The sequence below is a fragment of the Streptomyces sp. NPDC031100 genome (genome assembly GCF_055570785.1).
This window is the reverse complement of the sequence record NZ_JBVIGN010000006.1, coordinates 369,545-395,203: the sequence shown is the minus strand read 5'-3', so window position 1 is coordinate 395,203 and position 25,659 is coordinate 369,545. Positions and strand designations below refer to the sequence as shown.

Below are 25,659 nucleotides of genomic sequence, written 5' to 3'. Positions count from 1 at the left end.
ATCGGAGCGCTCGGCGGGGGAGCGGAGGTGGTGTGCGGCTCCGGGCACATCGACCTGAGCCGGGACAGCGGCGACCTGCTGCGCCGGGCCCTGCCCGAGCTGATCCACGTGCGTGCGGCCGCGGCCGAGGCACCGGTGCTGCGCCGGCTCGCCGCGCAGCTGATGCCGGAGAATTGCGGCGGACCGCGGCCGGACCGCTTAGGTCCAGCCGCCTTTCTCCGGCTTTTGCGCCGGACCCCGGTGAATTAGTCGTCCACTTTCGTCGGGGGCCCTGTTCCTGCCGGTGTCGTTCATGATGGTCGCCGCTCGCGGTGATCTTTTTCCGGGCCGCCCGTGGATCCGTTCTCCGGGCCTTTTCCCCACCTGACCCCGCGAGCGGGAAAACTCGACGCGGCTCCGGCCTCAGGCCGCCGGCATCCGGTCCAGGAAGCCCAGCACCTGCCGGATCCGGCCCTCGCCGTCCAGGGTGATCACATCGAACCCGGCCACCGGCGCCGAGCCGTCCGCCTCGTTCACCAGCTCCCAGCCGAAGCGCACGGTGTCGTGGTGCCCGTCCACCGTGCCGAGGGGGCGGAAGGCGAACCCCGGGAACTGCTCGTGGACTGCGGTGATCACGGCCGCGATCTGGTCGTGTCCGCGGACGTCGGCGAGCGGGTCGGTGTAGCTGCCGTCCGCGGTCCAGGCCGCGGCGACCGCCTTCTTCAGGGCCTCCGGCTCGGTGGCGTTCCAGGCCTCGAAGTAACGGGCGACGGCACTCTCGTAACTGCTGGTGTTCACGGTCATGGCGAATCAGCCTCCGTCGAGGTCGTATCTACTGGTCAGGACCCGGATTCGGGGTTTCGCCGATCCGGTGTGACCACCATGCCCGAGCGGCCGGGGCCGGGTCGATTACCTCCCGGGTCATGACCGGGGCGCCGTTTGGCCGGTGCATTTTCGGCCAGAACGGGCGGTGAATATGCCAAGAGACTGGCCGGAAAGACATGGTGACAGTGTTTCGGGAGTGGCGATACTCGAACGCCAGGGGCACTTTCACCGCACAGGAGCCGCACGGAAAGCGAGGGCCGCGCCGGCACACCAGCGCTACGTTCGGGGGAGTGATCGTGCACGACGAATTCCTGTGCCATGTCACCGCGTACGGCACGTGCGGCGGACAGCGTATCGGCGTACCGCTCGGCACCTATCGCGCACCGACCCTGGCGCTGGCCCTGTGGTGGTTACGGGACCGGGCGTCCTGGATCGCCGAACGGCTCGACCCGAGCCCGGAACGGCCCGCCTTCCCCGCGGGCGCCCTCGTCCCGGTCGCGGACACGGTGGCCGATGTACCCGCGCTGCTGCGCACCTGGTGCGCCGACACGGTCCAGCAGGAGCTGGTCGCGGACGAGTTGGCGGGCGGGCGGCTGGTGCGGATCGCCGCGAGCGACGACACCACCGAGTACGAGCTGCTCGCCGAGTCCGTCGACGCGGTGCGTATGCAGCGCATCCTCCCGGCGCTCGTCGTTCCCGTCGCCTGACACGTGCCACGGCGGGTGTCGTACCCAGTGGGCCGTCCCGACCGCACGGGCACACAGATGGGCAAATCGGTAGAATCCGGACCATGGCGGAGCGACCGGTCGCCCCGACGGCGCACGACCTCGTCCTGGAGACCGACACCGGCTCCACGGTGATGAGCCCGGGCCACGACTACCACGTCGGGCGTGATCCGTTGAGCGACATCGTGTTCGACGACGCGCGGGTCTCGTGGCACCACGCGGTGCTGCGCTGCGGCCACGACCACTGGACGCTCGAGGACGCACAGAGCACCAACGGCACCTACGCCGACGGCCGCCGCATCCAGGCGTGGGAGGTCCGCCCCGGCAGCGTCGTCCGCTTCGGCAACCCCGACGACGGCCCCCGCGCCGTCCCCCTCGTCCCGCCCGCACCCGCCGCCGGCCGCCCCGGGGGCGTGTCGCATCCGGAGCTGACCGGGACCTTCCGCACCCCGAGCAGCGTACGGCCGCTGCCCACGCACACCGTCCGCATCGGGCGCGCCGCCGACAACGACCTGGTCGTCGACGACCTGACCGTCTCCCGCCGGCACGCCGAACTGCGCGCCCACGGCGACGGCGGCTTCGAGATCGTCGACCTCGGCAGCCACAACGGCACCTACCTCAACGGCCGGCCCGTCACCCGCGCCCCGGTCGGCCCCGGCGACGTCATCGGCATCGGCCACATCGCATACTGCCTGGTCGGCGACGAACTCCGGGAGTACGTCGACACCGGCGAGATCTCCCTGGACGTGCAGGACCTCACGGTCGCCGTCGACGGCGGCAGCAGGGTCCTCCTCGACCACGTCTCCTTCCCGGTGGGGGAGAAGTGCCTGCTCGCGGTGGTCGGACCGAGCGGCGCCGGCAAGTCCACGCTGCTGAACGCCCTCACCGGCCAGCGGCCCGCCGACCACGGCACCGTCCTGTACGACGGCCGAGACCTCTACCACGACTACGCCGAGCTGCAGGGGCGTGTCGGCCTGGTCCCGCAGGACGACATCCTGCACCCCCAGCTCACGGTGCGCGCCGCCCTGTCCTACGCCGCCGAACTGCGCTTCCCCGAGGACACCGCGAAGGCCGAGCGACGGGCCCGGGTGGACGAGGTGATCCGGGAACTGGGCCTCGAACGGCACGCCGGACAAGCCGTGCACACCCTCTCCGGGGGGCAGCGCAAGCGGGTCAGCGTGGCCCTGGAACTGCTGACCAAGCCGTCGCTGCTGTTCCTGGACGAGCCGACCTCCGGCCTCGACCCCGGCATGGACCGGTCGGTGATGCACATGCTGCGCGGTCTCGCCGACGCCGGCCGTACCGTCATCGTGGTCACGCACAGCGTCCTCAGTCTCGGCGTCTGCGACCGCCTGCTGGTGCTCGCCCCCGGCGGCCGGACCGCCTACTACGGCCTGCCCGACGACGCCCTCGCCTTCTTCGGTTTCGAGCAGTGGCCGGAGGCCTTCGAGGCCTTCGACCGCGACCAGGACCGGGACTGGGCCGGGGAGTTCCGCGACTCGCCGTTCCACCGGCACTACGTCACCGAGGCCACCACCCAGCCCCGCCGCCCTGACTCCGCGCCGGCCGCCCCCGCACCACCGCCCCGCCCGCGCAGCCTCCGGGCACAGCTGGCCACCCTGGTCCGCCGCTACACCGCCGTCCTCGCGGCCGACCGCACCTTCCTCGCCGTCATGATCGCCCTGCCGTTCGTGATGGGCGCCATGGACCGGGCCCTCGCGGGCGGCAGGCTGACCCGGGACACGGCGATGAACGCGCTGCTCATCCTGTGTGTCGGCGCCGTGCTCACGGGCGCGGCCAACGGGGTGCGCGAACTCGTCAAGGAACGCGCGGTCTACCGGCGCGAACGCGCCGTCGGCCTGCCCAGACCGGCGTACCTGATGTCCAAGATCGTGGTGCTCGGCACCATCACGGTCCTCCAGGCCGTCGTGCTCACCCTGGTCGCCCTGCTCGGCGTCGACCTGGGCGCCCCCGGCGGACACGGCGTCCTGCTGCCGCCCCTGGTCGAGATCACCCTGGCCGTCGCCCTGCTGTCCTTCACCGCGATGATGCTCGGCCTGCTGATCTCCGCACTGGTGCACAAGGAGGAGGTGACGATGCCGCTGCTGGTGCTGCTCGCCGTCGTCCAGGTCGTCTTCTGCGGCGCCCTGCTCCCGCTGCACGGCGTACCCGGCCTGGAACAGCTGTCCTGGCTGGTGCCCTCGCGCTGGGCGTTCGGCGCCATGGCCGGCACGATCGGGCTCGCCCGGACCGTCCCCGGCGACCTGACCGCCGACCCGCTGTTCGGGCACTCGGCCGGCGTCTGGCTGCTGAACCTCGCCCTGCTGGTGGTCCTGGCCGCCTGCTACGGCCTCCTGGTCGACCGGCTGCTGCGCCGGCACGAACCCGCCGTGATGCGGAAGCAGGGTGAGCGATGACGAAACAGCCGCCCCTCGGATTCCGGCCCACGCACGTCGTCCCGCCCAAGGGCATGCCCGCCTGGGAGGCCCCGGACCCGTCCCGGCCCACGGTGTCCCTCGACCCGCTGCTGCCCGTGGTGCTCGTGGAGCGGCTCGGCGACTGGGGACACATCCGCTGCGCCAACGGCTGGGCCGCCTGGGTCGACGGCCGCCATCTGGTCGCCGTACCCCAGGACCCGCCCGCCGCCGACAGCCCGCTGGCCGGCACCGCCGACCCGGAGCCCCTGCTGGCCCGCGCCGAACAGGCGCTGGCCGACTACCGGTCGGCCGTGGCCGACCTCGCGGCCGGCGATCTGGACGGGCAGTCCTTCGAGGAACGGACCCGCGGGCTGCGGATCGGGGTCGTGGTCGACGGCGAGTCCATGTGGCTGTACGACCCCGAGGAGGGACGGTGGCTGTACGCCGACGGACGGCGGCTGCACACCTACGCCACCGACCGGGCCGCGTCGGACGAAGGTGCCGGGCACGCCCCCACCCGGTTCACCGCCCCCAGGGGTGAGCCCTGATGGCGCGCCAGACCAGCCTGTCCTCCCGCCGGCCCTCGCAGCTGATCGGGTGCCAGATCGCCAGTTACCTCGTCGAGAGCGAGATCGGCCGCGGCGGCATGGCCGTCGTCTACCGTGCCCGCGACCTGCGCCTGGACCGCACGGTCGCGCTCAAACTCCTCGCCCCGGAACTCGCCCGCAACGACACCTTCCGCAAGCGGTTCACCCACGAGTCCCAGGTGGCGGCCTCGATCGACCACCCGCACATCGTGCCCGTCTTCGAAGCCGGCGAGACGGACGGCGTGCTCTACATCGCCATGCGCTACGTCTGCGGCAGCGATCTGCGCCATCTTCTCGACGAGCGCGGGCCGTTGCCGTTCGAGGCCGCCGTACGCATCGCCGCGCAGGTGGCCTCCGCGCTCGACGCCGCCCACGAACACGGGCTGGTCCACCGGGACGTGAAGCCCGGCAACATCCTGGTCGCCCAGGGCACCGACAGCGACCACCCCGAGCACGTCTACCTGACCGACTTCGGGCTGACCAAGAAGTCGCTGTCCCTGACCGGGTTCACCAGCGTCGGCCAGTTCGTCGGCACCCTCGACTACGTGGCCCCGGAACAGATCTCCGGCCGCCCCGTCGACGGCCGCTGCGACGTCTACGGCCTCGCCTGCGTCGTCTACGAGACCCTGACCGGACACCCGCCCTTCGTGCGCGAGGACGACATGGCCCTGCTCTGGGCCCACCAGTACGACGAACCGCCCCCGCCGAGCGGGGCCCGCCCCGGCTTCGCCCCAGCTGTCGATGCCGTCTTCGCCCGGGCCCTCGCCAAGAGCCCGGACGCCCGCTACGACACCTGTCACGACTTCGTCGCCGCCCTGCGCGACGCCCCGGTCGGCGCCGGCGCCCCCGACGACGACCTGCCGGACACGGAGACCAGCATGCGGGCGCCCCCCGAACCCCGGCAGCCACCGGGGTGGGCCGACCCCGTCTTCCGCTAGGGCATTCCGCCGGAGGGCTTTCGTCAGGCGGTCTTCACCCTGCCCCGCCGGTGCACCGGCCGTGCCAGCAGCGCGCCCAGGAAGCCGGCGGCCAGTCCCCACAGCACGCCGAGGCCCACCGCCTGCCACAGCCGGGGCTGGAGGAACAGCTCCCCGGACAGGCCGCCGCCCAGGTCGCCGATACCGAGCAGCGACAGGCCGTAGTGCGCCGAGAGCCGGCAGAGCAGACAGATCGTGAACACCGTCAGGGCCAGTGCCACGGCCAGCCGCAGCGCGTGCTGCCAGGCCCGGACACCGGCCGGGGAACGCACCGCCATCAGGAAGGCCACCGCAGTCAGCACCACCGCGTCCGTGACCAGCAGCCACCACATCCCGCTGTCGTAGTCGGTGAGCGTGTGCAGGTTCAGCGTGGCGACGTCGGGGGTGCGCAGGATCTCGTCCAGCACATGCGGCATCGGCAGCCCGAACGGGCCGTCCACGCGGCCGTGCCAGGTGGCGCCCTGACCGAGGGTGAGGGCGAGCCAGACCAGGTTGGGCAGCCCGAGCAGGATCACCGCGAACGTCTCGGCGACGTGCCCGCGCCTCACCATCGACACCAGCGCGACGACGAGGCCCAGAGCGACGTAGGCGAGCAGCAGGACGACCATGGCGTGCGCGGCCGGGCGCACCGGCTCCCGGAAGCGCAGCAGCCGCCCCGGCAGCGGCGCACTGGGCGCGACCAGCAGGGCCAGCACCAGCACTCCGGCCAGCCACAGCAGCCCGAACAGCACGGTCAGCGGCACGTCCGTGAGGAATCCGACCTTCGGCGCGGCGTCGAACAGGTCGGTGAGATCGCTCAGGGTGCCCTCGCCCACGTCCACGGCGAAGGTCTGCCGCGCGGCGAGGGCGAGGCCGATCAGCGCGAGCAGCCACACCACCGCGATCCGGGCGCCCCAGCCGGCCAGCTCCCGGGCCGAGGCGACCGCCCGGTGCCGCAGCGGACGCAGGAAGCCCGCGCCGACCACCAGGGCACCGGCGAGGGTCACCGACAGCGGGATCACGGTGAGGCCGGCCCGGGTCCGGGCGAGCTCGCCCGCGGTGCCGGAGAGCTCAAGGGTGCCGCCGACCGCCGCGACCACCGTCGCCGTCACCACCCGGGCGAAGGCGCCGTCCGGTAGGTCCGCCGCTCCGGCCGCCCACAGCCCCAGCGCTGCGCACACCACCATGACGGCGAGCCCCGCCAGGACCGCGGCCACGGCCTGGACCCAGCCGTGGCGGGCGACGGGCCGAGCGGAGACGGTCGGAGGGCTCACGCTTGCCACGCTAGGCAGCAGCCGGGCACGCCGCCCGCCGGATGGGCCGTCCGGCGGGCGGCGTGCGAGGGGTCCGGGCCAGGGCGCACAATGGAAAAAAGGATCTATATCACTTTGCCGAGAGAAGCCGCGCATCGCGACGGGAAGAAGTGTGCTCGTGAGCGTCGAACCTCCGTCCTTCGGCAACCCCAGCGGGCCGCCCTCCGGCCCCCTGTCAGGCCCGTCCAAGCCACCCTCCGGCCCGCCCCCGCCCCCGCCCCCGCCGCCCTCGGGCGGCAGCTCCGCTGCGGGAGGACCGCACCTGCCGTGGTGGAGGTCCGCGCCGCGCGTGACGGTCCTCACCATGGCCGTGGTCGCGGCAGTGGTGCTGGCGGTGGTCTTCACCCGCTTCGGCGGCGGTACGGCCAAGGGCGGCGAGATGTTCCTCCAGTCCGCCGCCAGCAAGGGCCCCGACCCCTATACGGACTCGACGGTGAAGGAGAGTTCGCCCACCCAAGGCACGTCCGCCGCGCCCGCCGCTCCCTCCGGGGCCGCCAGCCAGGTGCAAGGCGTGGACGGCGGGACGCCGGGCCTGTACGGGGGTACTCGGAAGACATCCAGCTGTGACGTCGAGAAGCAGATCAAGGCACTCCAGGCCGACTCGAACAAGAGCCGGGCGTTCGCCGTCGTGGCCGCCGTCAAGCCCTCCGGCGTGCCCGCCTACCTGCGCTCGCTCACCTCTGTGCTGCTGCGCGCGGACACCCGTGTCACCAACCACGGCTACCGCGACGGCGCGCCCACCAGCTACCAGGCGGTCCTCCAGGCGGGCACCGCGGTTCTGGTCGACGGGCACGGCGTGCCCCGGGTCCGGTGCGCCTGCGGCAACCCCCTCACCCCGCCGGTCGCCCAGCACACCACCCTGCGGCCGACCGGGGACCACTGGGCGTCGTACCAGCCCTCGAAGCTCGTCGTGGTGACGCCCGCGCCAACGGTCGTCAAGGTCTTCGTGGTCTACGACACGCACCGCGACGACTGGTTCCACCGTCACAGCGGCGACGACACCGGCCGCCACGACCAGCACGCCAAGCCGCCGGCGGCCCCATGGCAGCCGAGCGAGCCGCACAAGCCCGGGAAGCCGCACGACCACGAGCAGCAGCAGAAGCCGGGGAAGCACGACCACGAGGAGCAGCAGAAGCCGGGGAAGCACGACCACGAGCAGCAGCAGAACCAGCAGAACCAGAACCAGCAGGATCAGAACCAGCAGGATCAGAACCAGCAGAACCAGCAGGACCAGCAGCAGAACCAGCAGGACCAGCAGCAGAATCAGCAGGACCAGAACCAGCAGAATCAGCAGGACCAGAACCAGCAGGACCAGCAGCAGAATCAGCAGGACCAGAACCAGCAGAACCAGCAGGACCAGCAGCAGAATCAGCAGGACCAGAACCAGCAGAACCAGCAGGACCAGCAGCAGAACCAGCAGGACCAGAACCAGCAGAACCAGCAAGACCAGCAGCAGAACCAGCAGGACCAGAACCAGCAGAACCAGCAAGACCAGCAGCAGAACCAGCAAGATCAGAACAAGCAGGACCAAAACAAGCAGGACAAGCAGCAGGACCAAAACAAGCAGGACAAGCAGCAGGACCAAAACAAGCAGGACAAGCAGCAGGACCAGAACAAGCAGGACAAGCAGCAGAACCAGCAGGATCAGAACCAGCAGAACCCGGAGGACCAGCAGCAGAACCAGCAAGATCAGAACAAGCAGGACAAGCAGCAGGACCAGCAGCAGAACCACCAGGACAACCAGCAGAACAACCAGCAGAACCACCAGGACAACCAGCAGAACAAGCAGTAGCCGCCGGAGACGGCCCAAGGTGCAGTGAGTGGTGCGCCGGGAATGCCCGGCCGAGCTCGGGGTACGAGGACTGGTGCAACAGTGACCGGCCGGACCGGGACTTTCGAGAGAGACACGTATGACCGAGCACCTGGGCGGGTCAGTGATACCGACTGGTTTCGACGTCCCCGTGGAACCGCTGCGACGTTCGGCGCACTACACCGGCGAACCCGGATGCATCGCCGAGGCACGGGCGTTCGCGGCTCAGTTCCTGCAGCAGCTGAGGACGGAGTGGTGCGCCGACATCGACAGCCGCACCGACGGTGAGCTGCTCCTCGTCGTGAGCGAGCTGGTCACCAACGCGGACCGGCACAGCAGCGGCCCGTACATCCTGGAGCTGGAAGGCACGGACACCGCGGTCCGGGTGGCCGTGTACGACAGCAGTTCGGCGCTGCCCCGCCGGTACCCGAAGAACCCCGAGCGCGTCGGCCGGCACGGCCTGGAGATCGTGCACGCCCTGGCCACGGAGGTGACCGCGGAGCGCGTACCGGTCGGCAAGCGCGTCTGCGCGCGGCTGGAACTGCCGGAAGGACGGCGGTCCCGGGTCGTAGGGTGACGGAGTGACCAACCAGGCGAACCAGCCGAACCAGCCGAGCGACGAAGCCCGTGTGATCCCGCTGCGCCCGAAGCCCGCGCTGCCGTTCAACGGGTTGTGCCTGGTGGCCTGAGACTCCGTCGGCCGACGCCGTCGCGCAACGCTCGATGCTCTCGGCCGGGCCCGACCGATGAGTTCTGCCGCGAGGACCGGTCTGTAGGGGTGACCGTGTTCCACGCCCCCAGGAGGAGCTCATGACCACCGACGGATTCACCACGTGCCTGTGGTTCGACGACCAGGCCGAGGAGGCCGCCGAGTACTACGTCTCGATCTTCAAGAACTCCAGCATCGGCCGGGTCGCCCGCTACCCCGAGGGCGCCCCCCGCCCCGCCGGCACCGTGCTGACCGTCGAGTTCACGGCCAACGGCCACCGGTTCGTCGCGCTCAACGGCGGCCCCGAGTTCAGGTTCAACGAGGCGATCTCCTTCCAGATCTTCTGCGCGGACCAGGATGAGATCGACTACTACTGGACGAAGCTCACCGAGAACGGTGGCGAGCCCGGCCCCTGCGGCTGGCTGAAGGACAAGTACGGCGTCTCCTGGCAGGTGGTACCCGACCGCCTGGCCGACATGGTCGGCGGCCCGGACCCGGAGAAGGCCGCGCGTAGCACCCAGGCCCTGCTGGGCATGGGCAAGCTCGACATCGCCGAGCTGGAGAAGGCGTACGCGGGCGAGTAGAGCGCCACAGAAGCCACCGTCACCCGGCCTCGGCGAGGATCTCCGTGATCACATGCCGGGAGTTCTCGGCGAGCGCCGGGTTGGTGTGCCAGTAGTACGGCAGCTGGATCAGCGAGATCGACAGCACCCAGCCCCGCCCGCGCGCCCACTCGGCGTCGTCGGCGCCGACGGTCTCGCGGAAGGCGGCGCGCGCGGTCGCGGGCAGCAGGTTCCAGGCCACGATCAGGTCCACGGCGGGATCGCCGACCCCGGCACAGCCGAAGTCGATCACGGCGCTCAGCCGTCCGTCCGCGACCAGCACGTTCCCGGGCGCCAGGTCGCCGTGCAGCCAGGCCGGTGCCCCGCCGTGCTCCGGGACGCGCAGCGCGCGCTCCCACAGGGACGTCACCGCGTCCGTGTCGATCCGGCCGGTCAGCTGCTCCAGGGCCGCGCGGGTCGGGGCGTCCCGGGTCGCGAGCGGGCCGCCCCGGCTTGCCGCCGGACCGCCTCGCGGATCGGTCCTGCGCAGCGCGGCCACGAACGCCCCCAGCTCCTCGGCCAGCCGCTCCGGCGCCTCGACGGCACCCGCGACCGGATTGCGCCCCTCCAGCCAGCGGTACACCGACCAGGGCCAGGCGAAGCCCTCGTCCGGCTCGCCGAGCCCCACCGGCTCGGGTGCGGCCACCGGCAGGTGCGGCGCGAGACGGGGCAGCCAGCGCTGCTCGTGCGCCACGTCGGCCACGGCACCGGGATGCCGGGGCAGCCGTACCACCAGGTCCGTCCCCAGCCGGAACATCGCGTTCTCCGTGCCGGACGACGCCAGGCGCCGTACCGGCAGCGACGCCCAGGCGGGGAATTGCCGGGCGATCATCCGCCGGACCAGCGAGGCATCGATGTCCACCTCGTCCTCGCGCATCTTCACCGCACACATGGGCGCCCATCCAACGGCCCGGCGCTCCCACTGTCCAACGAAATAGCGGGGGGCGGTGTCACAGGACACCGCCCCCCCCGGCCGGCCGGGCCCGGATCAGACCCGGTCGGCCACGATCAGCAGGTACTGGAAGCTGCCGTTGCGGTACGCCGTCAGGAAGGTGTCCTCGATGCCCGTGACCAGGTGGTCCGCCTCCTTGCGCAGTTCCCAGTACGGGATGGTGGCCTCCGTCAGATCCTCGACGTGCACCGGCACCAGCCGGTTGCGGGCCATCGCCCGGAAGTACTCCGAGCGCGGATGGATGTCGCAGATGTAGTGGGCGTTGATCAGCGACACCTCGCGGGAGGCCTGCCCGTAGGTGTCGTTGTAGCAGCCGGTGATCACCACGTACCGTCCGCCGCGGCGCAGCAGCCGGGCGTGCTCGGCGAACAGCAGGTCCAGCTCTACGTACATCGTGGACTCGTTGTTCCACGACGCCGCGTACGCGCCGGACGTGAAGCCCGTGTCGAGCATGTTGCGGTGGTGGTAGCGCACCTTGCCGTCGATGCCCCGTCGGTGGGCCTGCTCGTTGGCGAAGTCGGCCTGCTTCGCGGAGATCGTGACTCCGTCGGCGTGGCAGCCGTACCGCAGATGCGCCGTGACACTGCCGCCGCCGCGGCCGCAGCCCGCGTCGAAGACCCGGTCGGCGGGGGACAGCGGCCCGAGGTGGGAGGCGAGCAGCTCGGCCTGGGCGTGCTCCAGGCGGTGCAGCTCGCCGGTGATGAGGTTCCGTCGCCGGTCCGGGTCGGGCTGGTCGAGCATCGAGCGGTCGGCGGCTCCGATGCCGTAGTGATGGTGGTACAGGTCGTCGATCCTGCCTAGTTCGAGGTTGACCGGGTTCTCCTCGGCGTTCCAGTACTCCGCGACGCGGTTCTGGTACGTGGACTGGGCCGGCACCGGAACGGTTGCGATCCGGGCTGCGGGGACGGTCGTCAAGGGTGACTCCTCGTTGCGCATGTGACGGTGGTTCCGTTGAGCGTGGGGCTGTTACCAGTAGTCGGGCAGGTGGTAGCGGTGGGTGTTGGTGGAGTGCCACTCGTGGTTGCCGGCCACCCAGGCGGAGAGCCCCTGGGCGTAGCGCTCCACGAGGGGCGAGCTGGCGGACAGGAGGGCCGACTCCTCCTCGAAGGCCTCCATGATCCGGTTGTGGATCTCCACGGACTTCAGATAGGCCGCCTTCAGCCCGCGCCGCTCGTTGGCGGCGACGACCTGCGGCAGATTGAGGTGGTCCGGGTCGCTCGCCAGTTCCTTGGTGAAGGAGTACAGGTCGTTGACGATGGTGGTGGCGTTGGTCGCGAGGGCGGTGATCCGCTGGATCTCCGGTCGGGCGTAGAGCTGCTCGGGCAGTTCGTAGCCGTCCACCGCGTCGACGAGCGACAGACAGGGGCGGAAGCTGTTGAACTGCCGCATCGCCAGGTACTCCCAGACCCGCGGCACGTACTTGGTCTCCATCCAGCCGGCCTCGGCCAGATAGCCCATGTGCAGCCGAGCCATGTCGTGCACGAACCGGTCGGTCTGGCTCGGCGTGGCGAAGGAGGCGTAGTCCGCGAGGGCGAAGTGGTAGGAGCGCAGCGGACCGTCGGCCCGGATGCCCTCGCGCCACTCCTCCTCCAGCTCCGGGACGCCGTGGTAGGGATCCAGCGCCGACTGGGCGATGATCAGCGGGCCGCCGAGGCCCCGCCGTGATCCGCCCCGGCCCTCGTCCTCCTCGCAGTAGCAGGAGTCGACGATGTTCTCGGCGAGCAGCAGCTTGCCGGCGGCGGTGAGGCGGTCCAGGTCGAGGCCGCCCGGATGCTGCAGTACGACGGCCCGGCCGAACTGGAAGCCGGAGAAGTCCCCCGTCCACGCCTTGGGAAACAGATCCAGGTCGCGGGCCCAGGTCTCCAGGCGGCGGTCGATCTCGGCGGCCTTCTCCGGGTCGGCGGGAGCGGCGGGCCGGTAGTGCAGTCCCGGGATCACCCCCGTGCGCTTCGGCCGGCGCATGCTCTCGGCGATGCTCGGCGGCCCGGGCAGCGTGTAGGAGGGAGTGGGTGTGCTCATGGTGGCGTGCTCCAGGCCGTCAGTCGGTGGTCCGGCCGAGTTGGACGTTCTCCAGGATCCCCGCGGCGTCGGGTACCAGGATGGCCAGCGAGTAGTAGGCGGTGACCAGGTAGTTGACGATCGCGGCTGTGTCGATGCCCATGAAGCGGACGTTCAGGCCCGGCTGGTACTCCTCCGGGATGCCGGTCTGGTAGAGGCCGACGACGCCCTGGTCGGCCTCGCCGGTGCGCAGCGCGATGATGCTGGTGGTGTGGTCATCGGTGATCGGGATCTTGCTGCACGGGAAGACCGGCACCCCTCGCCAGGCCGGTACCTCGTGGCCGTCGATGTTCGTGGTACCGGGCACCAGGCCCCGCCTGTTGCACTGCCGGAAGAAGGCCGCGATCGCCTTCGGATGGGCGAGGAACACCTTCGTCTTGCGCCGCATCGACAGCAGCTCGTCCATGTCGTCCGGCGTCGGCGGACCCGTGTAGGTGCTGATCCGCTGGCCGTAGTCGACGTTGTGCAGCAGCCCGAACTCCCGGTTGTTGACCAGCTCCCACTCCTGCCGCTCGCGGATCTCCTCCACGGTCAGCCTCAGCTGCTGGGCGGTCTGGTCCATCGGGTGGTTGTAGAGGTCGGCGACACGGGTGTGCACCCGCAGCACGGTCTGGGTGAGGGACAACTCGTATTCGCGCGGCGCGAGTTCGTAGTCGACGAAGCCGCCCTGCAGCGTCGGCTCGCCGACATGGCCGGCCTGGACGGGGACCTCCGCCTCGCCCTTGCGGTTCATCGGCTTGCGCTGCCGCTCGACATACGCGTTCAGGTGCGCCGCGAGGGACGGCACCCGCTCGGTGAACTCCTCCACCACCGCCCAGGGCAGCGCCAGCACCACACCGGCGGTCTCCGCGCGGACCGAGGTCAGCCACAGCGGATCGGACTGGCCGACCGCCTCGTCGCCCATCTGGTCGCCGTCGGTGACGACGCCGATGATCTCCTCCTCGCCGTACTTTCCGGACGTGTACCGGGTGAACCGTCCGTGCACCACGAGATAGGCCTCGGTGACCGGCTGCCCGGCCTCGAACAGCACCTGGCCGGCGCGCACCTCCCGGGCCTGGAAGCGGGTGGAGACCTCCCGCAGCACGTCCGTGTCGGGGTAGCCGCGCAGGATCGGCAGCTCGGTCAGCGTCTCGGGGATGACCCGGATGTCGTCGGCACCGTTCTGCTCGAAGTGCACGCGCCCCCGTCCGGTGCGCAGCTGCAGACGTCGGTTGACCCGGTACGCGCCTCCCTTGACGTCCACCCACGGCAGGGTCTTCAGCAGCCATCGCGAGGTGATGGCCTGCATCTGCGGTTCGGACTTGGTGGTGGTGGTGAGCTGACGGGCCGCCCGCGTGCTCAGGCTGGTGAGCTGCCCGTCGGCCGGGGGCGCGGGGTCGGGTTCGTCGACTGCGGGACCGGTGGCGATGTCCGGAGTGGACACATCTCCTCCTGCGGAGAGGCGAACAGGGGTGATTCGGAAGGGTCGGTGGTGCGCGGGGTGCCGGTGCGCTCGGACCAGCCAAACAGGACGCGTGATCCGCGGGTACAGCGCGAAAGGGGCGGTTTTGATCAACGAGTGGTGCAAACCTGCCGTTGAGAGCGCCGGACGGAGGCTGCCGTGATCGCGCGCCGCAACTCTGCCTCCGCACGCGGTGACAGCCGTACGTTTGGGATCAGGAAAGATCGTTCACCAACACCGCCGCGCCGTCGAAGCGGCCGGCCTTGAGGTCCTTCAGGGCCTCTGGGGCCCGCGACAGCGGATACGTGTGCGTCGTCGCACGGACCTCGTACAGCGCAGCCTTCTCCAGGAACTCGCGGCCGTCCGCGCGCGTGTTGGAGGTGACGCTGCGCAGCTCCTTCTCGTAGAACAGGTCGCTCTCGTAGCGCAGCGGCGGTACGTCACTCAGGTGGATGCCCGCGACGGCCAGCACCCCGCCGCGGTCGAGTGCCCGCAGCGCGACCGGGACCAGGTCGCCGACCGGGGCGAACAGGATCGCGCTGTCCAGGGGCTCCGGCGGCAGCTCGTGCGCGTCGCGTGCCGAGGCGGCGCCCAGCTCGAGGGCCAGCTGCCGGGCGGCCGCGCCACGGGTCAGGACGTGCACCCTGGCGCCCTCGGCGACCGCCACCTGTGCGCACAGGTGGGCGCTGCCCCCGAACCCGTACAGCCCGAGCCGGCCGCGCGGCGGCAGTGCGGCGCGGCGCAGCGCGCGGTAGCCGATGATCCCGGCGCACAGCAGCGGCGCCAGCGCCACGTCGTCCACTGCGCCGGGCAGCCGGTAGGCGAAGTCGGCCGGAACGGTCGTGTACTGCGCGTAACCGCCGTCGGCGTCCCAGCCGGTGTACCGGGACCGCGGGCACAGATTCTCGGCGCCCCGCAGGCAGTACGCGCACGCGCCGTCGGTGTGCCGCAGCCAGGCCACGCCCACCCGGTCGCCCACGGCGAAGCCCTCGACGCCCGCCCCGTACCCGGCGACCACGCCGACCACCTCGTGCCCGGGGGTCACCCCGGGCCGGTGCACCGGCAGGTCCCCCTCGGCGACGTGCAGGTCGGTGCGGCACACCCCGCAGGCGCGCACATGGACCAGGAGCTCGTCGTCCCCGGGCACGGGCACCGGCCGCTCGACGAACCGGAGGGGATCCTCCTCCACCGGCCCGGGCCGGGTCACCGACCACGCCCGTGTCGTGCCTGCCGTCGCCGTCAACTCCGACATACCGCGCCCCGTCCCGCCGAACGCCGCCGTCCTTCGTCGTCCAGTGTCGGGCAGTTTCATCCGTTCGGCGCGCGGGCCGACCAAGGGGTGACTAGCGTGATGATTCGAACAATCCGTCTCACCGGAGAGGGCTGCGACCATGGCCGTGCAACCTGAAGGAACGCCCTGTTGGGCCGATGCGATGTTCAGCGACCTCGAGGGCGCCAAGACCTTCTACGGCGAAGTCCTCGGCTGGACCTTCGGCGAGGCGTCGTCGGAGTACGGCAACTACACGCAGGCCTATGCGAACGGCAAGGCGGTGGCCGCCGTCGTACCGCCGATGCCCGGCCAGGAAGGCCAGTCGCAGTGGTGCCTGTACTTCGCTTCGCCGGACGCCGCCGCCACCGCGGCCAAGATCCGGGACAACGGCGGCGAGGTGCTGATGGAGCCGATGCAGGTCGGCGATTTCGGCACGATGTGCCTGGCCCGTGAGCCCAGCGGGGCCGTGTTCGGCGTGTGGCAGGCGGGCACCCACGAGGGCTTCGAGGCGACGGCGGTGCCGGGCGCCTACTGCTGGGCCGAGGTCTTCACCCGCGAGCCCGAGAAGGCGGACCCCTTCCTGACGGCCGTCTTCCCGTACCGGGCGAAGCAGATCGAGGACGACTCGGTCGACTTCCGGCTGTTCGACGTCGGCGACGACGCCGTCCTCGGCCGGATGCGGATGACCGACGACTTCCCGCCCGAGGTGCCGTCGTACGTCAACGTGTACTTCACCGTCGACGACTGCGACGAGGCCGTGGCGCGGGCAACCAAGCTCGGCGCCGTCCTGCACTTCGGCCCGATGAGCAGCCCCTTCGGCCGGTTCGCGGCGCTCACCGACCCGCAGGGCGCGAACTTCTCGGTGATCGACGTCACGACCACCGAGGGAGAGATGCCGACGATCAAGGACGTCTGAGCGGTCGCCCGCGGCAGGACGTTGCTCGGTGGCCGGCGCGGCCATGGCATGATCGACCGTATGCGTGAACGTGTGGTGGCCGCGTGCGACGGGGCTTCGAAGGGAAACCCCGGACCGGCCGGATGGGCATGGGTGGTCTCCGAGGACGAGCGGACCCCCGTCCGCTGGGAGGCGGGCCCGCTCGGCCGGGCCACCAACAACGTCGCCGAACTGACCGCCCTGGAGCGCCTGCTGGCGGCCGTCGACCCGGACGTGCCGCTGGAGATCCGCATGGACTCCCAGTACGCGATGAAGGCGGTCACCACCTGGCTGCCGGGTTGGAAGCGCAACGGCTGGAAGACGGCCGCCGGCAAGCCGGTCGCCAACCAGGACCTGGTGGTCCGCATCGACGCCCTGCTCGACGGCCGCACCGTCGCCTTCCGGTACGTACCCGCCCACCAGGTCGACGGCGATCCGCTGAACGACTTCGCCGACCGCGCCGCCAGCCAGGCCGCCTCGGTCCAGGAGGCGGCCGGCAGCGCCCTCGGCTCGACGGAGCCCCCGACGTCCGCCGACACGCCCAAGGCGGCGGCCCCGCGCCGGAAGGCGCCCCGCCGCAGCGGCGGCGGAGCGTCCTCCCGCACCATCAAGGCGAAGTTCCCCGGCCGCTGCCAGTGCGGCCGCTCCTACGCGGCCGGCGAGTCCATCGCCAAGAACGCCCAGGGCTGGGGCCACCCGGAGTGCCGTACCGCCGAGGCCTGATCAGGCGTCGAACGTGTAGAACTTCGTGTGGTCCAGCAGGTCCGACGGGCGCACGTCGTTCCACGGCTTCATCGTGTCGTTCAGGTCGATGACGTCCGGGGTCCCGCCGGTCGGCACATAGCCGACGCCCGGGTGCCGGCGCTGCCACTCGGCCCACAGCTTGTCGACGAAGGCGTGGTGGAGCCAGAACACCGGGTCATTGGGGGAGACACCGGTGGCCATCTGCCCGCCGACCCACACGTGGACCCGGTTGTGCAGATTGACCCCGCGCCAGCCCTCGAGGTGGTTGCGGAACCCGTCGGAGGAGCTGTTGTACGGTGCCATGTCGTACGTGGACATCGCCAGCACCGACTCCACCTCCGCGCGCGTCGGCAGCTCGCGCACGCCCGTACCGAGCGAACGGCGCAGGAAGCTACGGCCGTCCACCCGTATGTTCATCGGCCAGTTGCCGGAGGACGCGGCGAACGGGCCGTCCATCACCCGGCCGTCGGAGCTGCGCCCGGTGCCGCCGAGGAAGTCCGGCGCCCACAGCGAGGCGCGCACCGTGCGGTCCGTGCTCCAGTCCCAGTACGGCAGCGCGACCGAGGAGTCCACCGATTGCAGCGCCTGCTCGAAGTCGAGCAGGAATCTGCGGTGCCAGGGCAGGAAGGACGGGGAGCGGTGGCCGGTCCGCTCACCGTTGTCCGTGTCGGACATGATGAATTCGTTGTGGGTGCGGACGAACTCGTCGTAGCGTCCGTTGCGCTTGAGTTCGACGACGGCGCCCACGAACCGGCGCTTCTCGTCGGCGGTCAGGGTGGCCTGGTTCTTGCGTACGGTCATGTCGCGTGGTGCTCCGGAAGTCCTTGCGGGGGCGGTCAGTTGGCGGGGAACGGCAGCAGTGGGGCGCCCTGGAGCTCGTCCACCGCGGCACGGGCGGCGGCGCGCGGCGTGGCCACCGGGTCGTAGTGGCTGACGACGCTGATCCAGCTGCCGTCGGCGTTCTGCATCACGTGCAGCTCCACCCCGTCGATGAACACGGCGAATCCGGCGCCGTGTTCGTGGTGGTGTCCGCCCATGCCGGACGGACGGCCCTGTATCCGGCGGCCCTTGTAGACCTCGTCGAAGGACTGCGGGGAGCCGTGCTGGTGTTCTGCGGCCGACGCGGCGGGCGCTACGAGCGTCGCGGCCGAGGCCGTGGCGGCGAGGGCGGCCGCCGCCGTGAGTGCGCGGCGCCGGGTGAGTTCGGGCATACGTGTCCTCCTGTGAGGGGTGTTCGAGTGGAGACTCCGCATGCCTACCGGGCCGTCCGGGAAAGGAAGAAATCGCCCGGAACCGGTTGGCTGTGATCCGGACAATTGGCCACATGTCGTACAAGGTTGAACCAAGATGATCTTGCTGTGGTGATGGTCCCCCCTGTTGCGGAACGGCTAATTCCTTGCCGGGGCGGCCGGGATTCCGGTGGTCTTTCCCGTTCGGTGCCCACCCGAGTGGTGCCCGTCACCGCGGAAGACTGACGCGATCCCGAAGTCCAACCGCGCCTCCCGCGGCCCTGTTACGTTATGTATATGGTCAGTCACGCTAGGTAATTTCTCGGACTGAAGGAGTCCTGGCCATGGCCGTACCCGTCACGTTCGATCACGCCTCCACCGGCTACAGCCTGGAGCGCGCCTACTGGCTGGCCCGCGCGGCCGACCTCGCCTACAAGGACCCGGAGGTCATCGAGGAACAGGCCGCCCAGTGGGGCTTCGACCGGGTGAGGCACCACCACACCCGCTTCACCCCGCCCTTCCCGCTGCAGGACACCCAGGCGTACACGATGGCCGGGGACCGGATGATCGTCACGGCGTTCCGTGGCACCGAGCCCGCCCAGATCAGGGACTGGCTCTCCGACGCCACCACCCCGCCCCGGCCCGGCCCCGGTGGAAACGGTTACGTCCACTACGGATTCGCCGAGGCCCTGGCGTCGGTCCACCCGTCCGTCCAGGCCGCCCTCGCGGAGCTGCGCACCGACGGCCAGAGCGTCTACTTCACCGGGCACAGTCTGGGCGGAGCACTCGCCATGCTGGCCGGCGCCCGCCTCTTCCTGGAGGAGCCGCACCTGGCCGCGGACGGCGTCTACACCTACGGTCAGCCCCGCACCTGCGACCGGCTGCTGGCCGAGGCGTTCAACCGGGGCTTCAGCGGCCGCATGTACCGCTTCGTCAACAACAACGACATCGTCCCCCAGCTCCCGCCGGAGCCCGCCTTCACCCACGTCAGGGCGCTGCGCTACATCGACTCGCGCGGCAGGCTGCACGAGTCGATGCCGATGCTCTCGGCCCTCGGCGACCGGGCCGAGGGGTTGACCGCCGACCCCTTCGCGCCCGCCTCCGACGGTGTCCGCGACCACTTCATGCGCAGCTATCTGACCGCCCTGGAGAAGAACCTCGCCTGAGGGAGCCGGACGCGGTTCCCGGGAAACGCGTTGGTGAATAGCCATTCACTGGGTAAGGTGAATTCTTATTCACCGAGCATCTTCGAGCCGTCCACGGGAGCACACATGGACCATCCCGGGCCGATAGCCCCGCCCCGGCTGCGGGACCGCCTCACCATCCCGGTCCTGGCGTCGGGCGGCATCCTCATGGCGGTCATGCAGACCGTGGTCGTACCGCTCCTGCCCGACCTGCCCCGGCTGACCGGGGCGTCGGCGGCCGCCGTCTCCTGGACGGTCACCGCGACCCTGCTCTCCGGAGCCGTACTCACCCCCGTGCTCGGCCGGGCCGGCGACATGTACGGCAAGCGCAAGGTGCTCACCGGCGCGCTCGCCCTGATGACCGCCGGCTCGGTGCTGTGCGCCCTGTCCTCCGACATCGGCGTGCTCATCGCGGCCCGCGCGCTCCAGGGCGCCGCCGCCTCCGTCGTCCCGCTGTCGATCAGCATCCTGCGCGACGAACTCCCGCCCGAACGCCGGGGCTCAGCGGTCGCGCTGATGAGCTCCACCGTCGGCATCGGCGCCGCCCTCGGCCTGCCGCTCGCCGCGCTGGTCGTCCAGTACGCAGACTGGCACACCATGTTCTGGGTGACCGGAGCGCTCGGTGCCCTCGGCGTGGCGGCCACCTGGTGGGCGGTCAAGGAGTCGCCGGCACGGGAGTCCGGGCGCTTCGACGTCCTCGGCGCGCTGGGCCTGGCCGCCGGACTGGTGTGTCTGCTGCTGGGCGTGTCCCAGGGCGGGCAGTGGGGCTGGGGCAGCCCAAGGATCCTCGGCCTGTTCCTCGCGGCCACGGCCGTGCTCGCCCTGTGGTGGTGGCAGCAGCTGCGCGCCGAGCACCCGCTGGTCGACCTGCGCCTGGTCACCCGGCCCCGGGTGGGCCTGTCCCATGGGGCGGCCCTGCTCACCGGGTTCGCCTTCTACGCCAACTCGCTGGTGACAGCCCAGCTGGTGCAGGCACCGAAGGCCACCGGCTACGGCCTCGGGCTGTCGATCGTCGCCACCGGCCTGTGCCTGCTGCCCGGCGGCGTCACCATGCTGCTCTTCTCGCCCCTGTCCGCCCGCATCTCCGCCGCCCGCGGCCCGCGCATCACCCTCGCCCTCGGCGCCGCCGTCATCGCCTGCGGCTACGCGGTCCGTATCGCCGACAGCCGCGACCTGTGGATGATCATCCTGGGCGCCACGATCGTGGCGACCGGAACCACCCTCGCCTACTCCGCGCTCCCGACCCTGATCCTGCGCGCCGTCCCGGCCGCCCAGACGGCTTCCGCGAACGGCGTCAACGTCCTGATGCGCACCATCGGCCAGGCCGCCTCCAGCGCCGCCGTCGCCGCCGTGCTCGTGCACCACAGCAGCCCCGTCGACGGCCTGCCGGTGCCCACGCTGCACGGCTATCTGCTGGCGTTCGCGATGGCCGGTGCGATCGCCCTGGCCGCCTGCGCCGCGGCCCTGTCCATCCCGGGCGACGGGCCCCCAGGCGACACCCGGCGCGCCCGAGGGGCCACCCGGGGCGCCCACGACCAGGCGATGGAGGGAGCATGAGTGCCGTGAGCACTCCATCCGGCCCCCCGGCAGCCGCCCCCGAGACCCCCGCACGCCGCGACGCGGAGGCCACCAAGGCGGCCATCCTCAAGGCCGCCCGCCACCTCCTGGCCCGGCACGCACACGCCGACATCACCCTCAAGGCGGTCGCCGAACGGGCCGGGGTCAGCCCGCCGCTGATCCTCAAGTACTTCGGCAACAAGGACGCCCTCTTCGCCCGGGTGATGTCCTTCGACACCGACGCCGACGACCTGCTCGACGCACCCCTGGCGGACCTCGGCCGCCACATGGTCCGCCATGTGCTGGCCAGCCAGCGCGAGCGCGGCGCCGACCCGCTGCTGCGTATCGCCTTCGCACCCCTGCACGGCGACCACGGCGAGATCCTGCGCGCCAACTTCCGCGCCCAGGTGACCGACCGCCTCGCCGGCCTGCTCACCGGCCCCGACGCGGGCCTGCGCGCCGAACTCGCCGTCGCCGGCCTCCTCGGCCTCGGCGTGATGTACGGCATCGCGCGCGGCCCGCACCTGCGCGAGAGAGACATCGACGCCATCGCCGACCGCTACGGGCCCCTCGTACAGGAGCAGTTGACGCCCGGCACCTGAGTCACCCGGCGGCCTCCGGGCCGGTCAGCAGGGCCTCCGCGCACCTGCGGAACGCCGCGAGCAGGCGGCTGGTGTCGCCTGCGCGGGTCGCCAGCGCGACATGGCTCGGTTCGACGCCGTGCAGGGGGATCGCGGTCAGGCCGGGGCGGACGGGGATGCCCCGCGCCGCGATCGCCACCGCCTGCCCGGAGGCGACGAGTTCGAACTTGTCCTCGATGCCGTCGACGTACGGGCCGTCGGGGGCCGGGCTGCCGTCCGGACGCGGGTCGATGCGCCAGAACGCGTCCCAGAGCCGGTTCGGCACCCGGGGCAGGGGCTCGTCGGCGATGTCGTCCACGGTGACCGACTCCCTGCGGGCCAGGCGGTGGTCGAGCGGGACGACCACGACACGTGGCTCGTCGTAGAGGACCGTCACCCGCAGGCCCTCGGTGGCGAACGGCAGCCGTGCCACGAGCGCGTCCACACGGTGGTCGAGCAGCGCGTCCCGCGCCTCGTGCCAGCGCAGGTGCATGGTCCGTACGTCGGCGTCCGGATGCCTGCGGCGCAGGTCGAGCACCGCCGGGGTGACGAAGACGCCGGTGGTGAACCCGACGGTGAGCCGGCTGGGCTCGGCGGCCGCCCGGGCGACGGCGGCAGCCTGGGCCGCGGCGCGCAACAGCGCCTCGGCACGCGGCAGGAAGGCCTCCCCGGCCTCGGTGAGCCGGGTGCCCTGCGGGGTGCGGTCGAGCAGCCGTGCACCCAACTGCTGCTCCAAACGCCGTACTTGGCGGCTGAGGGAGGGCTGGGCGACGTGCAGGGCGGCCGCGGCGCGGCCGAAGTGCCGGTGCTCGGCCACGGCCGCGAAGTACCGCACCAGCCGGAGGTCGAGGTCGGCGTGGATGCCCGAGTCGGTCATGCCTGCAGCGTACCGTCGTGCGAGCCGCTCCTCACTGGCGTTTGACCTGCGGTGATGCCCGATTCGCATGGCCCCGTGCGAAACAGGCTTTGGACGCAGGACCGGCCGCGGACGAACCATGGAGTCATTCCCACCCAGCATCCGAGGAGCACATCGACCATGCGTGTTTTCGTCACCGGCGCCACGGGGTTCGTCGGGTCAGCCGTGGTTCCCGAACTCATCGCCGCAGGGCACGAGGTCGTAGGCCTCGCCCGTTCGGACGAGGCGGAGGCCGCGCTGAAGGCGGCGGGTGCCGAGGCGCACCGCGGCAGCCTGGACGACCCCGAGGGCCTGGCCCGCGCCGCGGCCGCGGCGGACGGCGTGATCCACCTGGCCTTCATCCACGACTTCAGCGACCTCCACGCCGCGGGCGCCACCGACCTGCACGCCATCGAGGCGATCGGCGCCGCCCTGGCCGGCTCGGGCCAGCCCTTCCTGGTCACCTCCGGCACGGGGCTGATCCGGGCGGACCGGGTGATCACCGAGGCGGACGGAGCCGCCCCGGGCGGGCACAGGACCGCCTCGGAGGAGGCAACCCTCGCGCTGGCCGAGCGCGGGGTGCGCGCCGCCCTGGTCCGGCTCGCCCCCTCCGTGCACGGCCGGGGCGACCACGGCTTCGTACCGCGGCTGATCGAGATCGCCCGGGAGAAAGGCGTGTCGGCCTACCTCGGCGACGGCGCCAACCGCTGGCCGGGCGTCCACCGGCTGGACGCGGCCCGCCTGTACCGGCTGGCCCTGGAGTCCGTGCCGGCCGGCACCCGCCTGCACGCGACCGACGAGGAAGGGGTGCCCTTCCGTGACATCGCCGCGGTCATCGGCCGGCATCTGGACGTGCCCGTCGTCAGCGTGCCCGCCGAACAGGCCGCGGAGCACTTCGGCCCGTTCGGCCGGTTCGCCGGACTCGACGGGCCGACGTCGAGCGCGCTGACCCGGGGGCTCCTCGGCTGGGAGCCGCGCGAGCCCGGCCTCCTCGCGGACCTGGACGAAGGCCACTACTTCCAGGCGTAGTCAGCGCAGGAGACCGTCGAGGAAGGCGTTGGAGAACACCCGGTGCGGGTCCAGGCGGTCGAGGATTCCGACCGCCTGCTCCCACACCCCCGCCTCGAAGGAGCCCGGCACGGTGCTGCCCAGCACCTGCGGGTCGCTCCAGGCGGCGTCCTCGGTGTACGCCCAGCCCTTGGACCACTCCACGCGCGCGAGGGCGTATCCGCCGTCGTAGGTGCCGACCAGGAACTGCTCAAGCTCGCACAGGAACGCCTCCGCGTACGGCGTGCCCGGCAGGGTCAGCACGTCCAGCCAGACCGCGCTGTCCCACTCGGGCCGGGACCCGCTCGGCCGCAGGGCGGACAGCAGCGGGGCGCGGGCGCCGTCCACGCCGGTGTCGGCGGGGTCGTCGAGGCCGGTCACCCGGATCTCCACCGAGCCGTTGACCGGGAAGCGGCCCCGCGCCGCGTACGCGTCGAGCAGCTTGCGGTAGTGGCCGGTGAACTCGTGCACCACCCGCTGCACTCCGGCCCGCGAGGTGAGGACCGCGTACCCGTTCGCCGTCACCCGCAGCGTGGTCGGCCGGACGTACAGCAAGGTGTTCTTCGACGGCCCCCACAGGTCGCCGGAGAGCGTGGCCACCAGCCCCAGGCCGGCCACGTCGAGCTGCGCGTTGCCGAGCACCGGCGCCAGGTACCAGGCCCCGTCCGCGAAGATCCGCCCCACCAGGTCGGCCACAGGGGTCGGCACGCTGTCGGAGAAGGGATAGTTGTACGGCGAGGTGACGTGCCGTGAGGTGAGCGGCTTGACCGGCGCGACGCTCCACTCCTTCAGCCACGGGTACTCGGTGAAGGCGAACCAGATCGTCTCCACCCGGCCCGAGCGCCGCAGGAAGGTCTCCAGGGTGCGCCCGCCGGAGCCCGGGGCCGCAAACAGCTCGGCGGCCGGGACGTCGGTACGGCTGATACAGCGCAGATTGCTGTTCGGCCCGACCCGCAGCACCACCTCCGTCACGAAGGACCGGCCGAGATGGGTGAGCAGCGCGGCACAGTCCGCCCCCGTACGGCGGAACGTCCTGAGGACATAGGCCCCTTCACCCTCGTCCCACACCACCGCGGTCAGCTCCAGCACGCGGTTGCTCAGCGAGCCGTACGTCGTGCCGGGCGGCGGGCGTTCGCCGAGGGCCGGCACGGCCGTGCCGTGCGCGTCGATCGCCAGGGCGCCGCCCAGCGTCAGATCGCCGGGCGCGGGCGTCGCCGTGAGGCCGAGACCGTGCTCCTCCAGGAAGGTGAGCAGGGCTTCGAGGGTCACCCCCGCGCCGGCGCGCACCGCCGACGCGGAATCCAGCGCCAGACCGGTCAGCTGGGACACCGTGTCCACCAGCAGCACCTTGCTGTCGCCCGTGGCCCCCTCGGTGACCGTCAGCGGCGACCAGCCGTGCGAGCAGCCCCGCGCCCGTACCCGCCACCCGCTGCGCCACGCCCAGTTGACGACGGCGAGCACCTGCTCCGGGCCCCTCGGGGCGCAGGCCCACAGCCCGTCCGCGGTGATCTCGCCCACCCAGTTGCGGTACGCCGAGCGGTAGAGCGCCACCTCGGCCGGAAACCCCGGCAGTTCGGCCGCGGCGAGGGCTGGATCGGCCGCCACCAGCACGGGTACGGCGGCCAGCGCGGCGGCGGTGCGCAGGAATCCACGGCGGCTGACGAACGCCGAACCACCGCTCTCCGAAGGAGAGTTGTCACCTGAACGATCGATCACGGACTCACGCTAGGGGCTGCTTGACGGCGGCCGCCCTTCTGTCGAGATCCATCACCCAGGTGGGTGAAAACACACGGGCCGGGCGCGGA

Annotated in this window: 25 protein-coding genes; 14 read left to right on the top strand and 11 right to left on the bottom strand. The window is 71.5% G+C overall.

The window, feature by feature from the left end; all coding sequences use genetic code 11:
• The first annotated feature begins 27 nt into the window (after positions 1–27).
• On the top strand, positions 28–249 hold the full coding sequence (locus ACZ5DS_RS19965; RefSeq protein WP_468240165.1) for a cupin domain-containing protein: 222 nt from the start codon (positions 28–30) through the stop codon (positions 247–249).
• A 153-nt stretch (positions 250–402) separates the two neighbouring features.
• Here the strand turns inward: ACZ5DS_RS19965 and ACZ5DS_RS19960 are convergent, their stop codons facing one another.
• Entirely contained in the window at positions 403–783 is a 381-nt protein-coding gene (locus tag ACZ5DS_RS19960; protein WP_468240162.1) for a nuclear transport factor 2 family protein, read from the bottom strand.
• Between the two features lie 317 nt (positions 784–1,100).
• Here ACZ5DS_RS19960 and ACZ5DS_RS19955 point away from each other — a divergent pair, with 317 nt between their 5' ends.
• The 4 genes from ACZ5DS_RS19955 (at position 1,101) to ACZ5DS_RS19940 (ending at position 5,471) form a co-directional block, all read left to right on the top strand.
• Positions 1,101–1,511, top strand: coding sequence for a hypothetical protein (locus ACZ5DS_RS19955; RefSeq protein WP_468240159.1), 411 nt, complete (start codon positions 1,101–1,103; stop codon positions 1,509–1,511).
• An 83-nt stretch (positions 1,512–1,594) separates the two neighbouring features.
• The gene (locus ACZ5DS_RS19950; RefSeq protein ID WP_468240157.1) at positions 1,595–3,946 is read left to right on the top strand and encodes an FHA domain-containing protein; all 2,352 of its coding nucleotides are present in this window, start codon (positions 1,595–1,597) and stop codon (positions 3,944–3,946) included.
• On the top strand, positions 3,943–4,494 hold the full coding sequence (locus ACZ5DS_RS19945) for a hypothetical protein (protein ID WP_468240154.1): 552 nt from the start codon (positions 3,943–3,945) through the stop codon (positions 4,492–4,494). Before ACZ5DS_RS19950 ends, ACZ5DS_RS19945 begins: the two co-directional genes overlap by 4 nt.
• Positions 4,494–5,471 carry a serine/threonine-protein kinase gene (locus ACZ5DS_RS19940; RefSeq protein WP_468240152.1) on the top strand — a complete coding sequence of 326 codons (978 nt, stop codon included), beginning with the start codon at positions 4,494–4,496 and terminating at the stop codon, positions 5,469–5,471. The genes ACZ5DS_RS19945 and ACZ5DS_RS19940 overlap by 1 nt, the downstream gene beginning before the upstream one ends.
• 23 nt (positions 5,472–5,494) lie before the next feature.
• On the opposite strand, the gene ACZ5DS_RS19935 is transcribed toward ACZ5DS_RS19940, so the two are convergent.
• On the bottom strand, positions 5,495–6,763 hold the full coding sequence (locus ACZ5DS_RS19935) for a streptophobe family protein (protein ID WP_468240149.1): 1,269 nt from the start codon (positions 6,761–6,763) through the stop codon (positions 5,495–5,497).
• A gap of 328 nt (positions 6,764–7,091) precedes the next feature.
• On the opposite strand from ACZ5DS_RS19935, the gene ACZ5DS_RS19930 reads away from it, so the two are divergent.
• The 3 genes from ACZ5DS_RS19930 (at position 7,092) to ACZ5DS_RS19920 (ending at position 9,905) form a co-directional block, all read left to right on the top strand.
• Complete coding sequence (locus ACZ5DS_RS19930) at positions 7,092–8,594, top strand: DUF6777 domain-containing protein (protein ID WP_468240147.1); 1,503 nt, start codon at positions 7,092–7,094, stop codon at positions 8,592–8,594.
• 118 nt (positions 8,595–8,712) lie between these two features.
• Positions 8,713–9,189, top strand: a complete 477-nt coding sequence (locus ACZ5DS_RS19925; protein WP_468240144.1) for an ATP-binding protein — start codon at positions 8,713–8,715, stop codon at positions 9,187–9,189.
• 233 nt (positions 9,190–9,422) lie between these two features.
• Complete coding sequence (locus ACZ5DS_RS19920; protein WP_468240141.1) at positions 9,423–9,905, top strand: VOC family protein; 483 nt, start codon at positions 9,423–9,425, stop codon at positions 9,903–9,905.
• 19 nt (positions 9,906–9,924) lie between these two features.
• On the opposite strand, the gene ACZ5DS_RS19915 is transcribed toward ACZ5DS_RS19920, so the two are convergent.
• From ACZ5DS_RS19915 to ACZ5DS_RS19895, 5 genes are all read right to left on the bottom strand, one after another.
• On the bottom strand, positions 9,925–10,815 hold the full coding sequence (locus ACZ5DS_RS19915) for an aminoglycoside phosphotransferase family protein (protein WP_468240138.1): 891 nt from the start codon (positions 10,813–10,815) through the stop codon (positions 9,925–9,927).
• A 96-nt stretch (positions 10,816–10,911) separates the two neighbouring features.
• Positions 10,912–11,811 carry a geranyl diphosphate 2-C-methyltransferase gene (locus ACZ5DS_RS19910; protein ID WP_468240136.1) on the bottom strand — a complete coding sequence of 300 codons (900 nt, stop codon included), beginning with the start codon at positions 11,809–11,811 and terminating at the stop codon, positions 10,912–10,914.
• 30 nt (positions 11,812–11,841) lie between these two features.
• On the bottom strand, positions 11,842–12,894 hold the full coding sequence (locus ACZ5DS_RS19905) for a family 2 encapsulin nanocompartment cargo protein terpene cyclase (RefSeq protein ID WP_468240134.1): 1,053 nt from the start codon (positions 12,892–12,894) through the stop codon (positions 11,842–11,844).
• A gap of 19 nt (positions 12,895–12,913) precedes the next feature.
• Positions 12,914–14,356 (bottom strand): family 2B encapsulin nanocompartment shell protein, encoded by a 1,443-nt coding sequence (locus ACZ5DS_RS19900; RefSeq protein WP_468240131.1) that lies wholly within the window; start codon positions 14,354–14,356, stop codon positions 12,914–12,916.
• Between the two features lie 232 nt (positions 14,357–14,588).
• Complete coding sequence (locus ACZ5DS_RS19895; protein ID WP_468240128.1) at positions 14,589–15,626, bottom strand: zinc-binding alcohol dehydrogenase family protein; 1,038 nt, start codon at positions 15,624–15,626, stop codon at positions 14,589–14,591.
• Positions 15,627–15,765: 139 nt separating this feature from the next.
• Between ACZ5DS_RS19895 and ACZ5DS_RS19890 the strand changes: the two genes are divergently transcribed.
• The gene (locus tag ACZ5DS_RS19890; RefSeq protein ID WP_468240126.1) at positions 15,766–16,560 is read left to right on the top strand and encodes a VOC family protein; all 795 of its coding nucleotides are present in this window, start codon (positions 15,766–15,768) and stop codon (positions 16,558–16,560) included.
• Positions 16,561–16,608: 48 nt separating this feature from the next.
• A complete protein-coding gene (locus tag ACZ5DS_RS19885) occupies positions 16,609–17,301 on the top strand; it encodes a ribonuclease H family protein (protein ID WP_468240124.1) in 693 nt (230 codons plus the stop codon).
• Here ACZ5DS_RS19885 and melC2 read toward each other — a convergent pair whose 3' ends face one another.
• Both melC2 and melC1 read right to left on the bottom strand, forming a co-directional pair.
• On the bottom strand, positions 17,302–18,123 hold the full coding sequence (gene melC2 / locus ACZ5DS_RS19880; RefSeq protein WP_468240121.1) for a tyrosinase MelC2: 822 nt from the start codon (positions 18,121–18,123) through the stop codon (positions 17,302–17,304). It abuts the gene before it with no gap.
• 35 nt (positions 18,124–18,158) lie between these two features.
• Entirely contained in the window at positions 18,159–18,533 is a 375-nt protein-coding gene (melC1, locus tag ACZ5DS_RS19875) for an apotyrosinase chaperone MelC1 (protein WP_468240119.1), read from the bottom strand.
• A 362-nt stretch (positions 18,534–18,895) separates the two neighbouring features.
• Here melC1 and ACZ5DS_RS19870 point away from each other — a divergent pair, with 362 nt between their 5' ends.
• From ACZ5DS_RS19870 to ACZ5DS_RS19860, 3 genes are all read left to right on the top strand, one after another.
• Entirely contained in the window at positions 18,896–19,717 is an 822-nt protein-coding gene (locus ACZ5DS_RS19870; protein WP_468240116.1) for a lipase family protein, read from the top strand.
• 105 nt (positions 19,718–19,822) lie between these two features.
• Positions 19,823–21,292, top strand: a complete 1,470-nt coding sequence (locus ACZ5DS_RS19865; RefSeq protein WP_468240114.1) for an MFS transporter — start codon at positions 19,823–19,825, stop codon at positions 21,290–21,292.
• Positions 21,289–21,894 (top strand): TetR/AcrR family transcriptional regulator, encoded by a 606-nt coding sequence (locus ACZ5DS_RS19860; RefSeq protein WP_468240110.1) that lies wholly within the window; start codon positions 21,289–21,291, stop codon positions 21,892–21,894. The genes ACZ5DS_RS19865 and ACZ5DS_RS19860 overlap by 4 nt, the downstream gene beginning before the upstream one ends.
• 1 nt (position 21,895) lies before the next feature.
• Here ACZ5DS_RS19860 and ACZ5DS_RS19855 read toward each other — a convergent pair whose 3' ends face one another.
• A complete protein-coding gene (locus ACZ5DS_RS19855) occupies positions 21,896–22,789 on the bottom strand; it encodes a LysR family transcriptional regulator (RefSeq protein ID WP_468240108.1) in 894 nt (297 codons plus the stop codon).
• A 159-nt stretch (positions 22,790–22,948) separates the two neighbouring features.
• Between ACZ5DS_RS19855 and ACZ5DS_RS19850 the strand changes: the two genes are divergently transcribed.
• The gene (locus tag ACZ5DS_RS19850; protein ID WP_468240106.1) at positions 22,949–23,836 is read left to right on the top strand and encodes an SDR family oxidoreductase; all 888 of its coding nucleotides are present in this window, start codon (positions 22,949–22,951) and stop codon (positions 23,834–23,836) included.
• Here ACZ5DS_RS19850 and ACZ5DS_RS19845 read toward each other — a convergent pair whose 3' ends face one another.
• Positions 23,837–25,570: a cholesterol oxidase substrate-binding domain-containing protein gene (locus ACZ5DS_RS19845; protein WP_468240104.1), complete on the bottom strand. Its 1,734-nt coding sequence runs from the start codon at positions 25,568–25,570 to the stop codon at positions 23,837–23,839.
• Between the last annotated feature and the right edge of the window lie 89 nt (positions 25,571–25,659).

Bases quoted from the DNA above. Each gene is read 5' to 3' on its own strand.
- ACZ5DS_RS19960 (WP_468240162.1), bottom strand. From the start codon at position 783: ATGACCGTGAACACCAGCAGTTACGAGAGTGCCGTCGCCCGTTACTTC.
- ACZ5DS_RS19905 (WP_468240134.1), bottom strand. From the start codon at position 12,894: ATGAGCACACCCACTCCCTCCTACACGCTGCCCGGGCCGCCGAGCATC.
- ACZ5DS_RS19850 (WP_468240106.1), top strand. From the start codon at position 22,949: ATGCGTGTTTTCGTCACCGGCGCCACGGGGTTCGTCGGGTCAGCCGTG.
- ACZ5DS_RS19895 (WP_468240128.1), bottom strand. From the start codon at position 15,626: ATGTCGGAGTTGACGGCGACGGCAGGCACGACACGGGCGTGGTCGGTG.
- ACZ5DS_RS19910 (WP_468240136.1), bottom strand. From the start codon at position 11,811: ATGCGCAACGAGGAGTCACCCTTGACGACCGTCCCCGCAGCCCGGATC.
- ACZ5DS_RS19885 (WP_468240124.1), top strand. From the start codon at position 16,609: ATGATCGACCGTATGCGTGAACGTGTGGTGGCCGCGTGCGACGGGGCT.
- ACZ5DS_RS19855 (WP_468240108.1), bottom strand. From the start codon at position 22,789: ATGACCGACTCGGGCATCCACGCCGACCTCGACCTCCGGCTGGTGCGG.
- ACZ5DS_RS19920 (WP_468240141.1), top strand. From the start codon at position 9,423: ATGACCACCGACGGATTCACCACGTGCCTGTGGTTCGACGACCAGGCC.
- ACZ5DS_RS19890 (WP_468240126.1), top strand. From the start codon at position 15,766: ATGGCCGTGCAACCTGAAGGAACGCCCTGTTGGGCCGATGCGATGTTC.
- ACZ5DS_RS19950 (WP_468240157.1), top strand. From the start codon at position 1,595: ATGGCGGAGCGACCGGTCGCCCCGACGGCGCACGACCTCGTCCTGGAG.
- ACZ5DS_RS19870 (WP_468240116.1), top strand. From the start codon at position 18,896: ATGGCCGTACCCGTCACGTTCGATCACGCCTCCACCGGCTACAGCCTG.
- ACZ5DS_RS19940 (WP_468240152.1), top strand. From the start codon at position 4,494: ATGGCGCGCCAGACCAGCCTGTCCTCCCGCCGGCCCTCGCAGCTGATC.
- ACZ5DS_RS19915 (WP_468240138.1), bottom strand. From the start codon at position 10,815: ATGTGTGCGGTGAAGATGCGCGAGGACGAGGTGGACATCGATGCCTCG.
- ACZ5DS_RS19925 (WP_468240144.1), top strand. From the start codon at position 8,713: ATGACCGAGCACCTGGGCGGGTCAGTGATACCGACTGGTTTCGACGTC.
- melC2 (WP_468240121.1), bottom strand. From the start codon at position 18,123: ATGACCGTACGCAAGAACCAGGCCACCCTGACCGCCGACGAGAAGCGC.
- ACZ5DS_RS19860 (WP_468240110.1), top strand. From the start codon at position 21,289: ATGAGTGCCGTGAGCACTCCATCCGGCCCCCCGGCAGCCGCCCCCGAG.
- ACZ5DS_RS19945 (WP_468240154.1), top strand. From the start codon at position 3,943: ATGACGAAACAGCCGCCCCTCGGATTCCGGCCCACGCACGTCGTCCCG.
- melC1 (WP_468240119.1), bottom strand. From the start codon at position 18,533: ATGCCCGAACTCACCCGGCGCCGCGCACTCACGGCGGCGGCCGCCCTC.
- ACZ5DS_RS19865 (WP_468240114.1), top strand. From the start codon at position 19,823: ATGGACCATCCCGGGCCGATAGCCCCGCCCCGGCTGCGGGACCGCCTC.